This window comes from Kitasatospora sp. NPDC094015, from assembly GCF_040304075.1.
Taxonomy (GTDB): domain Bacteria; phylum Actinomycetota; class Actinomycetes; order Streptomycetales; family Streptomycetaceae; genus Kitasatospora.
The window spans coordinates 1-13,097 of the sequence record NZ_JBEOUL010000053.1 but is presented as its reverse complement, the minus strand read 5'-3'; the positions used below and the strand labels follow the sequence as shown (position 1 = coordinate 13,097).

Here is a 13,097-nt window from a genome sequence, read left to right as displayed (position 1 = left end):
TGCCACCGGCAGACCCGCCGGTCCTCCACCACGGCCGGCCATCCGGCCCGCTGCGCCTCCACGCATCGGCGGGCTCACCGCGGGGGATGCGCCCCGGCACCGGCCGGTGCGGCTACTTGGAGACGGTCATGGTGTCGCGGATGTGGCGGGTGCGGTCGGCGGCGTCGGCCTGTTCGAGGGTGGCGGGCATGCCTTCGGGCCAGGGCGGGAAGCTCACCACGCCGGTGGTGTTGTGGTCGCCCCAGAGGCACACGGCCGCGACGAGCAGTCCCTCGGTGGAGACTCCGCATTTCAGCCGGCCCTGGGGGTCGTTGGGATCCTGGGCGTCGACGTCGGTCAGCGGTACCGTCCAGGTGCCTCGCGGCGACTGCATCGCGGTGATCGCGGACGCCGCCACCGCGTCGGGGTCGGTGATGGTGCCCCAGGCTCCGCCGATGGTCAGGACCCCACCCACGTCGGCGGTGTACTTGGCCACCATGCTGCCGTCGAAGCTCTCGTAGCCCGCCGGTTGCGAGTCCGCCGGGTGGTCGGTGCTGACCTTCGCGGGGCTCTGGGCCCGATAGCCGCCGGGCAGGGTCTCCGGGGCGGTGAGCCGCAAGGAGCCCGGCGCCGCGGCGACGGAACCGCCGGCCGCCACCGCAGTGGCGTGCGACGACGGTGCACCGTCACCGCAGCCCGCCAGAGCCCCGACCAGCAGGACCATCGCCCCGACCCCCGACACGATCCTCACGACACGCACACCCGCCCCAGCTTTCATGATCGCATAGTAAGGCCCGGGCGCTCGGCTCGGTCGGGGATTTTGGCTCGGGACGCAGCAGTTCACAGGGGCGTCGGCAGCCGGCCGAGAAGAAGCAACAGGCCGCCCGCGACGCGAACGCCGAGCGTCGGCCCTGCCGGACCCTGCGGTCGCCCGAGTCCCCGCCGACGGGGACCGTACTCGGTGGGTGTCCGACCGAACTGCTTCTTGAAGGCTCGCGGGCGCGGACCCGGCCTCCGTGCCGGCGGATCAGCCGCAGGCGGCGACGGCCTGGTCCACGTTCTCGAAGAGGCCGAAGATGCGGTCGACGCCGGTGATCCGCAGGATCTGGGCCAGGTCGCGGCCGACGCCCGCCACGGCGAACGGGGCCGAGGCGGTGGTGGCGCGCTGGTAGGCGGAGATCAGCGCCGAGACCCCGATCGAGTCGCAGAACGACAGGCCGGACGCGTCCAGCACGAGCGGGACGGCGGCGGTCAGCGCAATGCCCTCGACCGTCCGGCTGAGCCGGGGTGCCGTGTGGTAGTCGAGCTCGCCGGTGATGGTGAGGATCGTGGCCCCCGACGGATGGGTGTGAACGGCCATGGCCAACGCGAAGTCGGGCACCGGAACTCCTGGGTGGGCTGGAACGGGAGTCGGGGGGCGGTGCGATGCGCACCGACCCCGGTCGGCTCAGGCGGGAAGGTCAGTGCAGTCGTGCTGCGAGGAGGGCGATGTCGTCCGTCTTCGCCTTGCCGAAGTCGTCCAACAGCTGGTCGCACAGCTCGTCGAGTTCCTGCCGGGCGGTGGAGACGGTGCTTTCGAGGGCCGCGAGGCTGTCGTCGAGGTCCTCGCCGGGGACCTCCACCAGACCGTCGGTGAGCAGCAGCAACGTGGAACCGGCCGGGACGGTGTGTACGACGGCCGGGGGGTGCGGCATGTTCAGGCCCAGCAGGATCCCGTGCTCGGTGAGGTACCGGGTCGACCCGTCCGGGTGGCGCAGCAGCGGGGGCAGGTGGCCCGCGTTGGCGACGTGGATGCGCCGGCCGCCGGGTTCCACCAGGACCAGGCAGACGGTGGCGGTCATCGAGGGTCTCAGGCGTACGAGCAGCGCGTCCAGCCGGTCCAGCAGGGTCTGCGGGTCGTGCCCCTCGATGGCGTAGGCGCGCAGTGCGTGGCGCAGTTCGCCCATGACCATCGCGGCCTTGAGCGAGTGCCCGGCCACGTCGCCGATCGCCAGCAGCAGACCGGCCGGGGTCTCGATCGCCTCGTAGAAGTCGCCGCCGATCTCGGTGTGGTCGGCAGCGGGCTTGTAGCGGACGGCGAGATCCACCCCGGGGACCTCGGGGAGCCGGTCCGGCAGGAAGGTGCGCTGCAGGGTGAGGACGAGCGCGTGCTCCTCGTTCCGGGCGCGCATGGCCTCCAGGGCCAGCGCGCAGGCGTGGCCGAGTTGGGAGAGGAGCCCGCTGTCGTCGGGCCCGGCCAGGGCGCGGGCGTCCACGATGAGGGCGACCGGCGGCCGGCCCTGCTTGGTCCGGGTCAGGAGGACCGCGACCTCCCCGGGGAGGAGGTCGGCGAGGCCGGGGTCGAGCCCGGCGGCGAGGGCGTGCCAGTCGGCGCGGGACAGGACGGCGGTCTCGGCGCCGGTCGCGTCGCCGAGTGCGTGGTCCGTGAGCCGGTCCAGGAGGGCCGCGTCCGCCGTGAGCAGGCGGGGGACGGCGGCGGCACCGGCCGGGCCCGGCCGGTCGACGATCGCCGCACGGAGCGCCTGCTCGTCGGGGCTGAGGGCGAGTGCGACGGCCGGGCAGGACATCAGGGTGGCGGTGCCCGTGGCCGCCACCGACGTGAAGGCATCGGCGCCGGTGACGCCGTGGACGGCGAGCGTGATGCGGTTGAGGATCGCGACCCGGGTGGCCAGCCGTTCGGCGCGGCGGCGGGCCCGGGCGTAACGCAGGGCGGCGGTGACGGTCGCCAGCAGCTCGGACGGGGCGATCGGCTCGGTGAGGTAGGCGTCGGCGCCGCGGTGCAGCCCCTGGGCGCGGTCGTCGACCTCGATGGCGGTGGCCGAGACGTGGATCACCGGCATCGAGGTGGTCCTGGGGTCCGCCTTGATCCGTTCGCACACCTCGAAGCCGCTCATGTCGGGCAGCCGGACGTCGACGACGGCGAGTTCGGGCAGTTCCTGGTCGCCGGCCGCGGCGAGCAGCGCGAGGCCCTCGGCGCCGTCCGCCGCCTCGACCACGGTGTGGCCGCCGCGGGTCAGCCAGCTCCGGACGAGGTAGCGGTTGATGTCGTTGTCGTCCAGGACCAGGATGGTGGCGGCCGCGTTGTCGGCTGCGGGTCCGGCGGTCATGGGGTGCTCCGCCGTTCGGCAGCCCGGTCGCCCGGCCGGTCGTCGGGCCGGTCGCCTGCGGCGGGACTCGCGAAGGCGGCTGCCAGTTGGTGGGACATCAGGGTGGCTTTCTCCAGTACGGCGCGGGCGTGGACCAGCCGGTCGTGCTCCAGGGTGGCGGTGCTCGCGGAGGTGACCACGACCACGGGCACGGCGCACAGCTCGGGGTCGGCCGCCAGTTGCGCGAGGACCTCGTACCCGTCCAGGTCCGGCATGTGAAGGTCGAGCAGCACGGCGTCGGGGTGCTCCCGCCGGATGGTCTCCGCGGCCCGGCCGCCTTCGGAGACCTCGATGATCCGCTCGGCCACCTCCCCGAGCAGGGGGCGGACGGTGGCCCGGTACGCCTCGTCGTCGTCGACGGTGACCAGCACGGCCACCCGTTCCGGTGGGCCCTCGACGGACGGTCCGGGGATCGGCAGTCGGACGGTGACGCGGGTGCCTTCGCCCGGGCTGCTGGTGAGCGCGAGGGTGCCCCCGAGGAGGCCGGTCAGGCGGCGGGCGTAGGGCAGGCCGAGGCCTGTTCCGGAGCGCCCGCGCTGGTGCGGGCCGCGTACCTGGTAGAACTCCTCGAAGATGCGTTCCTGCTGCTCGTGCGGGATGCCGACGCCGGTGTCCGCGACGGTGAGCACCAGTTCCTCCCCGTCCGGGCCGTCGTGCGTCGCCACGTCCAGGGTGACGGTGCCCCGTTCGGTGAACTTGAGTGCGTTGGAGAGCAGGTTCCGCAGGATCCGGGTGAGCATCACCTCGTCGCTGACGAGCACCGGTGCGGTCCTCGGGTCGGCGATGGTGAGGGCCACGCCCTCGCCGGCGCTCACTCCGCTCAGGGTGCCGCGCAGTTCGCCGAGCAGGGCCCGCAGGTCCACCTGGGTCCAGACGGGCTCCAGCCGGCCGGACTCGGCCTTGGCGACGTCGAGCAGCTCGTCGACCAGGGCCAGCAGCGTGTTCCCGGAGGTCGAGATGAGCCCGATCTGCCGGCGCTCCTCGTCGTCGAGCCGGCCGGTGCCGCTCTCCAGCAGGAGTCCGGCCAGCCCGACCACCGAGTTGACGGGGGTGCGTAGTTCATGGCTGACATTGGCCCAGAACCTGGTCTTCGCCTCGCTGGCCTCCCGTAGCTGGCGTGACTTCTCGTCGAGTTCCGCGTACAGCGCCACCACTCCGCGGTTGGTCTCCTCCAGTTCCGCGGACAGCTCGGAGTAGAGCGCGACCACCCCGCGGTTGGTCTCCTCCAGCTCCTGGTTGAGCCGTTGCAGTTCCTCGCGTTGGGCGCGGGATTCCTCGAGGGCCGCGATGAGGTCCCTGGTCTGGGCCCGGGCGTCCTCCGACGCCGAGGACCCGGCGTGCGAACTGAGCACCTCGCGTGCCCTTTCGATCAGGCCGGCCGCCGCCTCGGCGGACGTGAGGAGCGGTTGTTCGACGATCAGGTGCTCGGCCGCCTGTCCTTCGTCCCGGCGGACCTGCACCAGGCGGGTGACGGCGGCGAGCGCGTCCGGGCTCGGTCCCGGTCCGCCCTGCCAGCGCAGGGTGACCAGGAGCACGGCGGGCTCCCGGCCGGTGACGGTGAACTCCACCGTCAGCGCGGTCGCGGTCAGCAGGTCGCGGCCCAGCTCGCTGAGCGCGGTGGCGAGTCTGACCTGGTCCTGGTTCTCGACGCCGAGCACCGCGGCGACCGAGCGGCCGCAGCGCCGCAGCGCGAAGGTGTCCTGCTCGGTGGCGACCGTGATGGTCATCAGGTGGACGGTGCCGGTGCCGTCGAAATTCGTCACCACGGTCCTTTCGCCACGACCACGCCGGCGTCGTCCCGGCGCACGGCGGCCTCGCGCAGCAGTTGGGCGGCGGCCACCACCGGGATGTGCCCGAGCAGGCCGGGCAGGTCGGTCGGGCGCCAGCGTTCGGTCAGTCCGTCCGAATGCATGATCACCGCGCTGCCGGCGGGCAGGTCGTGCTCGACCGTGCGCAGGGACGGCAGATGGTGGCCGACGATGCCGGGGGCCGAGGGCAGCGAACGCCGGCCGCCGGTCGCCGGGTCGAGGACGAAGGTGCTGACGTTCCCGACGCCGCAGAACAGCATCCGGCGGGCCGACGGCCGGATCAGCGCCACCGCGACCGCACCGCCGCGGCCCGCGTTCAGCGCGCGGTGGATGTCCGCGAGGACGGCGTCCGGCCTGGTGGCCCGCGAGGCGTGGAACGCGGTGACCGCCGCCTGGGCGGCCCGGGCCGCCATCGGCCCGTGTCCGAGGCCGTCGCAGAACATCAGGAGCAGCGCGTCGGGATCCGGGCCGGCGCCCTCCTCGGGGCGGACGGGCGCGGTCCGCGGCGCCGAGGAGAGGGTGACGCCGGCAAGGGTGGCCCAGCTCAAGGGGGTGCGGGAGGCCGTGCCGGCCGCCGGGGCGCTGCCGGTCGCCTCGCGGGCGCGGTCGACCGCCGCCGCGGGCCGGGTCGCCCAGGCGTCCCCGCACGTCTCCTCGCCGCTGATCGGCCGGGTCAGCCCGGCCACCGGCGGTTCGCCGGCCGCCCGGGCCAGTGCCGCGGCCTCCTTGGTCCAGAAGCGGGCCGCCAGGGCGGTGCCGCGGCCGGGCAGCGAGTGCACGTCGAAGGTGTCCGCCAGCCGGGATATCGCGCCGAGCCCGATGCCGAGGGTGCCCGCGGAGGACGTCCCGTCGGTCAGCGCGTGCGGGACGTCCGCCATCCCGGGGCCGGCGTCGACGGTCACGAACTCGAGGCCGGCGTCGGTCGCGGTGCGGATCACCCTCAGCAGCAGGGCGCCGTCGACCGCGTGGCGGCACAGGTTGGTCGCCGCCTCGCTCACCGCGAGCGCGACCTCGGCCGTCCGCTGGTCGCCGAGGCCGATCCGGCGCGCCAGTGCGGCGGCGGCACCGCGTGCCGCCGCCGGCAGGGAGCGCTCGTCCCGGAACCAGGCGACGTCCTCGATCCCCGGCAACACCAGGCTCACCGGGCCCATTTGGTCACCGACACCAGCGTGCCGCGGCCGACCTCGGTGTCGAGGACGAAGTCGTCGACCAGCCGCCGTGCGCCGCTCAGGCCCAGGCCCAGTCCGCTGCCCGAGGTCCAGCCGTCGGTCAGGGCGAGGTCGACGTCGGGGATGCCCGGCCCCTCGTCCTCGAAGACCGCCGTCACGCCGAGGCGGGTGTCCCGGCGCACCAGCCCGGTACGCATCACCCCGCCGCCGCCGTAGACCAGCGTGTTGCGGGCCAGCTCGCTCGCCGCGGTCACCAGCTTCGTCTGGTCGACGAGGGAAAGTTGGCAGCGCTGGGCCAGCGTGCGGACCAGCTGCCGGGCCCGGACCACGTCGTCGTTGGACCGGACCGGGATGCTCTCGTGTTCACCCTCGGGCGTAGGCGCGAGGCCGGTCACGGCCGGACCGGACGTCGGACGTCGGACGACCGGCCCAGCATCGCCAGGCCCTTCTCCAGGCTGAGCGCGGTGCGCACACCGCCGAGCGAGAGCCCGAGTTCGACCAGCGTGATGGCGACAGCGGGCCGCATGCCCACCACGACGGTCTCGGCGTCGAGCATCCGGGAGATCGCGGCGGTCGTGGCGAGCATCCGGCCGACGAAGGAGTCGACGATCTCCACCGCGGTGATGTCGATCACCACGCCGCTCGCACCGGTGGCCACGATCCGTGCGGCCAGGTCGTCCTGGAGGTCCAGCACGATCTGGTCCTCCAGGTCGACCTGGATCGACACCAGCAGCACCTCACCGATCTTCAGGACCGGTACGCGTTCGGTCACGGCCGGCCCCCGGCCGTCGCCGGGTCGATGCCGTTGCGCCGCAGCGCGTGCTTGAGCGCGTCGGCGAGCGTCGCCTTGGTGACGATGTCCCCGAACTGGATGCCCAGCGCGACGATGGTCTGCGCGATCTGCGGGCGGATGCCCGAGATCGTGCACTCGGCGCCCATCAGCCGGGCGGCCACCACCGTCTTGAGCAGGTGCTGGGCGACCTCGGTGTCCACCGCCGGCACACCGGTGATGTCGATGATCGCCTGCTCCGAGCCCGTGTCCACCAGCGTCTGGAGCAGCTTCTCCATGACGACCTGCGTGCGGATCGAGTCGAGCGTCCCGACCAGGGGCACCGCCACCACACCGTCCCAGAGCTTCACCACCGGCGTGGAGAGCTCCAGGAGCTGCTCGGACTGCGCGCTGATGAGCTCCTCACGGGTCCGCGCGTACACCTCCATGGTGAACAGCGCCAGCGCGTCCATCAGCTGCGAGAGCTGCAGGTAGGCGGTGATGTCCTGCGCCGAGCTGTCGGTGTTCGGCGCCAGGATCGCCTTGAAGGCGAGCACGCTGGTCGCGGTCTCGGTGGTGGTGAAACCCTGGCGGGCCCGGTTGCGCGAAAGCTCGGTGAGCAGAGCGCGCACCTCCGCGTACTCCTCGCCCTGCCAGCCGAAGCCGCCCTGTTGGAGGCCTTCCACCAGCGCCGTGAACAGTTCCTGCAGCTCGCGGTCGAGCTCGGCCGCACTGATCCGGCCCCGGAGCGTCCGCGAGACCTCCTCGACCCAGGCGGCCCCCAAGGCCTTCCGCTGCTCCGACAGGAGCTCCACCAACCGCACTGCCATGACCTTCTCCGCCACTTGGGCACTCCCCATCGATCGTGCCCGATCCCACGGGCTCATCCGCCACCGTCTGCCACGGATCCGAAGCTCCAAACCTGTCTCCGGGAGATCGGTTCGGGCACCGCTGCGGCGCGGCCGGGCCCGCGCCGGAGCGGCGCGCTTGCGATCGCATCGAAAGGCCTGTCCTGGGCAGGCGGAGAGCTCATGGCTCCTACGATGGGGGTACGCCGGTACGTGCCCCGCCTCCGGGCGGGCGGCAGGCCGGGTCCGGCGCCCGGGTGCGGAGGTCCGGCGCCGGACACCGCCGGCCGGGACTCCTGCGGGGCCGAACGGAGCTGACCGTGCGGGAGGAGAGGACGCGTCGGATGGGGCAGCCCGAAGGAGTGGAGTACGAGCCGCCCGCGGCCGCCGGCGCCGATGTCTTCGGAGGCGACCACGAGGTCGGGCGCGATCTCGCGGCGGTGGACTGGGCGGCGACCGCGCTGGGCGCGCCGGCCGGCTGGCCGCAGAGCCTGCGCACGGCCGTGAGCATCCTGCTGTCCTCCCGCTTCCCGATGTGGATGGCCTGGGGCGAGGACCTGACGTTCTTCTGCAACGCCGCGTACCGGCGCGTCACCCTCGGCCGGAAGTACCCCTGGGCGCTGGGCCGTCGGGCGAGCGAGGTGTGGGCGGAGATCTGGGACGACATCGGCCCGCGGATCGGGACCGTGCTGGCCACCGGCCGGGCGACCTGGGACGAGGCGCTGCTGCTGTTCGTCGAGCGTTCCGGATATCCCGAGGAGAGCTACCACACCTTCTCCTACAGCCCCCTGCGCGACGACGACGGCCTGGTGGTCGGGATGCTGTGCGTGGTCAGCGAGGAGACCGAACGCGTCATCGGCGAGCGGCGGATGGCGACCCTGCGGGACCTGGGTTCGGACCCCAGCGCGGTGCGCACCGAGGAGGAGACACTGGCCTTCGCCACCCGGCGGTTCGCCCAGAACCCCTACGATCTGCCGTTCGTCCTGACCTACCTGGCGCAGCCCGACGGCTCCGCCCGGCTGGCGGCCGCGACCGGCCTACCCGCCGGGCACCCCGCCGCTCCGGTGCTGCTGCCCCCGGGCGGCCCGGCCGGCGGGTGGCCGTCCGCGTACGCGGCGCGGGCCGAATCGGAGCTCGTCGCCCTCGACGGCCACGCGTTCGCGGACCTGCCCACCTTCGGCCGGCCGGCCGCGCCCACCCACGCCCTGGTCGTCCCGCTGCTGCGGCGGGGCGACGTACCGGCCGGCTTCCTGGTCGCCGCGCTCAACCGCTACCGGGCACCGGACGAGAGCTACCGCGGGTTCGTCGAGCTGGCCGCCGGCCACGTGGCGGCAGGGATCGCCGGCGCCCGCAGCTACCGGGCTCAGCAGCGGCGCGCCGACGAACTCGCCGAGCTGGACCGGGCCAAGACCGCCTTCTTCTCCAACGTCAGCCACGAGTTCCGCACCCCGCTGACCTTGATCATGGGCCCGCTCGACGAGCTTCGGACCAGGTTGTCCGACGCCGATCCGCGGACGCGGGAGGAACTGGACGTCATCCACCGCAACGGGCTGCGGTTGGGCAGGCTGGTCAACACCCTGCTCGACTTCTCCCGGATCGAGGCCGGCCGGATGCAGGCCAGCTTCGAACCGGTCGAACTTGCCGCTGCCACGGCCGAGTTGGCCAGCGTCTTCCGTTCCGCCGTGGACCGGGCCGGCCTGGCGTTCACGATGGACTGCCCACCCCTGGCGGACCCCGTCCACATCGACCGGGGCATGTGGGAGAAGATCGTCCTCAACCTGCTCAGCAACGCCCTCAAATTCACCTTCGACGGTTCGATCGGCGTCTCGGTGCACCGCGAGGACGACCACGCGGTCGTCACGATCACCGACACCGGCACCGGGGTGCCCGCCACCGAACTGCCGCGGCTCTTCGAACGGTTCCACCGGATCGAGAACGCGCGCTCGCGCTCCGACGAGGGCAGCGGCATCGGACTCGCCCTCGTCCACGAGCTCGTCCGCGCCCACGGTGGCACCATCACCGCCCGCAGTCGCGAGGGCGAGGGCACGGCCTTCACCATCCGCCTTCCGTTCGGCACCGCCCACCTCCCGCCGGACGCCGTCGCCCCGGCACCCGCGGCGCCCACCCGGCCGTCCACCGCCGCCGACCCCTACCTGGAGGAGGCGCTGCGCCGGCTCCCCAGGACCGAAGCCGCCGCTCCTGCCCCGTCCACCGACATGCCGGACGGCGCCGCGTCCCCCGGCGGGCGGTCCGCGCAGCCCCCGGCCCGGATCCTGGTCGCCGACGACAACGCCGACATGCGCGAATACCTCGGCCGGCTCCTCTCCGACCCCGGCTACCGGGTCCGGACCGTCGCGGACGGCCTGACCGCCCTGGCGGCGATCCGCGCCGACGCCCCCGACCTGGTCGTCAGCGACGTCATGATGCCCGGCCTCGACGGTCTGCAGCTGGTGGCCGCGCTGCGCGCCGACCCGCGCACCGCCGCCGTCCCCGTCGTCCTGCTGTCCGCCCGCGCCGGGCAGGAGGCCTCCATCGAGGGCCTCGACGCCGGCGCCGACGACTACCTGGTCAAACCCTTCACCGCAGCGGAACTGCTCGCCCGGGTCCGCACCACCATCGACATGACCCGGCTGCGCAACCGGCACATGCAGTGGCGCACCGCCCTGGTCGACTCCCTCCAGGACGGGTTCTTCGTCTGCGACGAGCACGGCGACGTCATCGAGATCAACGCCGCGTTCACCGCCATCCTCGGCCACGGGCCCGAGAACCTGCCCTACCGGCACCCACAGCCGTGGTGGCCGGAGCGGACCACCGACCCCGAGGCCCACCGGCTGGTGGCCGACGCCCTCGCGGAGCTGGTCGGCCGGGAGCACGGCAGCTGTACCATCCCGGTGACCCACCGCGACGGCCACCAGGTGTGGGTGGCGGCCACCTTCAATCGCGTGCAGGAGCCGGAGAGCGGGCGCCGGGTCGTCGTCGGCACCGTCCGCGATGTCACCGCGGAGCGCCACGCGGCCCGGCGCGCGGCCGCCCTGGCCTCGTTCGGCCTGCGGCTCGCGGAGGCCGTCAGCCTGCCCGACGCCCTGACCGCGGCCATGGCCGAACTGCGGCGGCTGTGGCGGGCCGGCACCGTCCTCGCCGTGCTGTTCCCCTCCCACGGCGCCCCGGTGCTGACCAGTACCGACCCGGACCAGGACTGGGACCGCCTGCCGGCCGAACAGCGCGAGGCCTTCACCGCCCTGCGCACGCACCCCGCGCTCAGCCCGGTCACCGACCGGGCCGACGGCATCGGCATCGTCCTCGAACACCCGGGCGGCCCGCTCGTCCTGTGGATCGGCCGCCAGGAGCAGCGCCCCTTCGGCGAACCGGACCGGCTGCTGCTCTCCCAGCTGGCCGGCCGCCTCACCCAGGGACTGGTCCGGGCCCACCAGATCGACCAGCAGCGCGAGACCGCCCTCACCCTGCAGCGCGCCATCCTCGGCCCCTCCCACCTGCCCGAAGGCTTCGCCGTGCGCTACGAGCCCGCCACCCGCCCGCTGGAGGTCGGCGGCGACTGGTACGACGTCGTCGCCCTCCCGGACGGCCGCACCGGCATCGTGGTCGGGGACTGCGTCGGGCGCGGGCTCACCGCGGCCACCGTCATGGGCCAACTCCGCAGCGCCTGCCGGGCCCTGCTCCTCCAGGACACCTCGCCCGCCCGCGTCCTCGCGGCCATGGACCGCTTCGCGGCCGACATTCCCGGTGCGATGTGCACCACCGTCTTCTGCGCGGTGCTCGACCCCGCCGACGGCAGCCTCACCTACTCCAGCGCCGGCCATCCACCCGGCATCCTCACCCATGGCGACGGAACCACCGTCCTCCTCCAGGACGGCCGCGCGCTGCCGCTCGCGGTCCGGACCGGCGAGGACCGGCCCGAAGCACGGTGCACCATGCCGCCGCGCTCCACCCTGCTGCTCTACACCGACGGCCTGGTGGAACGCCGCCGCCGCCCGCTGAGCGAAGGCATCGACCGGGCCGGAGCCGCCCTGCGGGAAGGGCGCGCCCTGCCCGTCGACGAGCTCGCCGCCCGCGTCATGGCCGACCTCGCCTCCGACGGCGGGTACGACGACGACGTGGCCATCCTGCTCCACCGCCACCCCGCCCCCCTGGAGGTGGTCTTCCGTGCGGAATCCGGGCAGCTCGCCCCTGTCCGGGACAGGCTCCGCGGCTGGTTGAACCGGTGCGGGCTGCCCACGCCCACCGTTCAGAACGTCCTGGTCGCGGCCGGAGAAGCGTGCGCCAACGCGATCGAGCACGGGCACCGCGACGCGCCGGGCGCCCGGGTCCGGCTGTACGCCACCGTCACGGCCGTCGAGCTGCAACTGACCGTCACGGACACCGGGAACTGGAAGATCCCCGGACACCGGGACGACACGGACCGCGGCCGGGGCGTCGCCCTGATGAACGCCCTGATGCAGAAGGTCACCATCACCCCTGGAAGCACCGGCACCACCGTCGACATGCAGCTAAGGATCGTCCGATGACCACCGCACTCGTCCTCACCCCGGGCCACGGTCCGGACGGCTCGCCCGTGCTGCGGGCGGTCGGCGAGATCGACCTGGACAACGCCCACGAACTCGCCGCCGCCATCGACCGGACGCCCGAGTCCGACCCGCCCCTGACCATCGACCTCAGCGCCGTCGAGTACCTCGACAGCGCCGGCCTCACCGTCCTGTTCGCCCGCGCCGACCGGATCCGGCTCGTCACCAGCCGGCTGCTGAACCCGCTGCTCGCTGTCTCCGGCTTGGCGAGGATCGTCACCGTCCACAACGTCGACGACCCGCCGGACACCTGCGGGTGACGGCGCCTCGCACCGCCGGGTGCGGGCGGCCCTCAAGCACCGAGCCGGCCGTCACCCGCCCACCGCTGACGACAGGGCGGGGGCAGCAGAAGCGGAAGCGCGGTCAGGGCCATGGCAGCCGCTTTGAGATCGTCGGCCCGGATGTGCGATGGTCGTACTCGAAGAGCACCGTGCGCGGTCGACGCCTACGCGCCGGGTAGGGGCAGCGGCTCGGATTGCGTAGTAAGCGTCGAGATGTGTGAAGGTGTCGTGTCGGACTGTTTGTCCGGCGGGACCGGGGTACACGGCTCCGGTCAGAGCGCGACCCAGGCAACACGACCGGAAGAGGGAGACCCATGGCCGTCCTGAATCCCACGACGTCGACCACAACGGCGACGATCGCAGCTCCGTCCCTGCCGCACCCGGCGGTGCCGGCCCCCTGGTCGCCCCCTGCGATCGGGGAGCTGCCGCGGATCGAGGATCCGTCGGCCGTCTCGCCCACCGACGCCCGCGCCCTGTCGAAGACGCTGTTCGCCCGCCTCGCGGTGCTGGAGGAGGG

10 protein-coding genes and 1 pseudogene are annotated in these 13,097 nt (G+C 73.5%); 3 read left to right on the top strand and 8 right to left on the bottom strand.

Features of this window, described 5'->3' with window-relative positions:
• Positions 1 to 112: 112 nt before the first annotated feature.
• The 8 genes from ABT014_RS33040 to ABT014_RS33005 all read right to left on the bottom strand — a co-directional run bounded on the left by ABT014_RS33040 (position 113) and on the right by ABT014_RS33005 (position 7,701).
• Entirely contained in the window at positions 113 to 730 is a 618-nt protein-coding gene (locus ABT014_RS33040; protein ID WP_350643278.1) for a hypothetical protein, read from the bottom strand.
• 276 nt (positions 731 to 1,006) lie between these two features.
• Positions 1,007 to 1,360, bottom strand: coding sequence for an STAS domain-containing protein (locus ABT014_RS33035; RefSeq protein WP_350643277.1), 354 nt, complete (start codon positions 1,358 to 1,360; stop codon positions 1,007 to 1,009).
• A 79-nt stretch (positions 1,361 to 1,439) separates the two neighbouring features.
• Positions 1,440 to 3,086, bottom strand: coding sequence for a SpoIIE family protein phosphatase (locus ABT014_RS33030; RefSeq protein WP_350643275.1), 1,647 nt, complete (start codon positions 3,084 to 3,086; stop codon positions 1,440 to 1,442).
• Positions 3,083 to 4,888 carry an ATP-binding response regulator gene (locus ABT014_RS33025; protein WP_502895144.1) on the bottom strand — a complete coding sequence of 602 codons (1,806 nt, stop codon included), beginning with the start codon at positions 4,886 to 4,888 and terminating at the stop codon, positions 3,083 to 3,085. Before ABT014_RS33025 ends, ABT014_RS33030 begins: the two co-directional genes overlap by 4 nt.
• Positions 4,885 to 6,084 carry an ATP-binding SpoIIE family protein phosphatase gene (locus ABT014_RS33020; RefSeq protein ID WP_350643273.1) on the bottom strand — a complete coding sequence of 400 codons (1,200 nt, stop codon included), beginning with the start codon at positions 6,082 to 6,084 and terminating at the stop codon, positions 4,885 to 4,887. The genes ABT014_RS33025 and ABT014_RS33020 overlap by 4 nt, the downstream gene beginning before the upstream one ends.
• Positions 6,072 to 6,497, bottom strand: coding sequence for an anti-sigma regulatory factor (locus ABT014_RS33015; protein WP_350643272.1), 426 nt, complete (start codon positions 6,495 to 6,497; stop codon positions 6,072 to 6,074). Before ABT014_RS33015 ends, ABT014_RS33020 begins: the two co-directional genes overlap by 13 nt.
• On the bottom strand, positions 6,494 to 6,874 hold the full coding sequence (locus ABT014_RS33010; protein WP_350643270.1) for an STAS domain-containing protein: 381 nt from the start codon (positions 6,872 to 6,874) through the stop codon (positions 6,494 to 6,496). Before ABT014_RS33010 ends, ABT014_RS33015 begins: the two co-directional genes overlap by 4 nt.
• Positions 6,871 to 7,701 carry an STAS domain-containing protein gene (locus ABT014_RS33005; protein WP_350643269.1) on the bottom strand — a complete coding sequence of 277 codons (831 nt, stop codon included), beginning with the start codon at positions 7,699 to 7,701 and terminating at the stop codon, positions 6,871 to 6,873. Before ABT014_RS33005 ends, ABT014_RS33010 begins: the two co-directional genes overlap by 4 nt.
• Positions 7,702 to 8,063: 362 nt before the next feature.
• Between ABT014_RS33005 and ABT014_RS33000 the strand changes: the two genes are divergently transcribed.
• The 3 genes and pseudogenes from ABT014_RS33000 to ABT014_RS32990 form a co-directional block, all read left to right on the top strand.
• The gene (locus tag ABT014_RS33000) at positions 8,064 to 12,242 is read left to right on the top strand and encodes a SpoIIE family protein phosphatase (protein ID WP_350643267.1); all 4,179 of its coding nucleotides are present in this window, start codon (positions 8,064 to 8,066) and stop codon (positions 12,240 to 12,242) included.
• Positions 12,239 to 12,559, top strand: a complete 321-nt coding sequence (locus ABT014_RS32995; protein WP_350643265.1) for an STAS domain-containing protein — start codon at positions 12,239 to 12,241, stop codon at positions 12,557 to 12,559. The genes ABT014_RS33000 and ABT014_RS32995 overlap by 4 nt, the downstream gene beginning before the upstream one ends.
• 335 nt (positions 12,560 to 12,894) lie before the next feature.
• A pseudogene (locus tag ABT014_RS32990) lies at positions 12,895 to 13,097 on the top strand (RNA polymerase sigma factor SigF); the annotation flags it as partial.

What these genes read in the sequence shown, in the direction of transcription:
- ABT014_RS32995 (WP_350643265.1), top strand. Translation starts at nt 12,239, where the DNA reads ATGACCACCGCACTCGTCCTCACCCCGGGCCACGGTCCGGACGGCTCG.
- ABT014_RS33030 (WP_350643275.1), bottom strand. Translation starts at nt 3,086, where the DNA reads ATGACCGCCGGACCCGCAGCCGACAACGCGGCCGCCACCATCCTGGTC.
- ABT014_RS33005 (WP_350643269.1), bottom strand. Translation starts at nt 7,701, where the DNA reads ATGGCAGTGCGGTTGGTGGAGCTCCTGTCGGAGCAGCGGAAGGCCTTG.
- ABT014_RS33020 (WP_350643273.1), bottom strand. Translation starts at nt 6,084, where the DNA reads ATGGGCCCGGTGAGCCTGGTGTTGCCGGGGATCGAGGACGTCGCCTGG.
- ABT014_RS33000 (WP_350643267.1), top strand. Translation starts at nt 8,064, where the DNA reads ATGGGGCAGCCCGAAGGAGTGGAGTACGAGCCGCCCGCGGCCGCCGGC.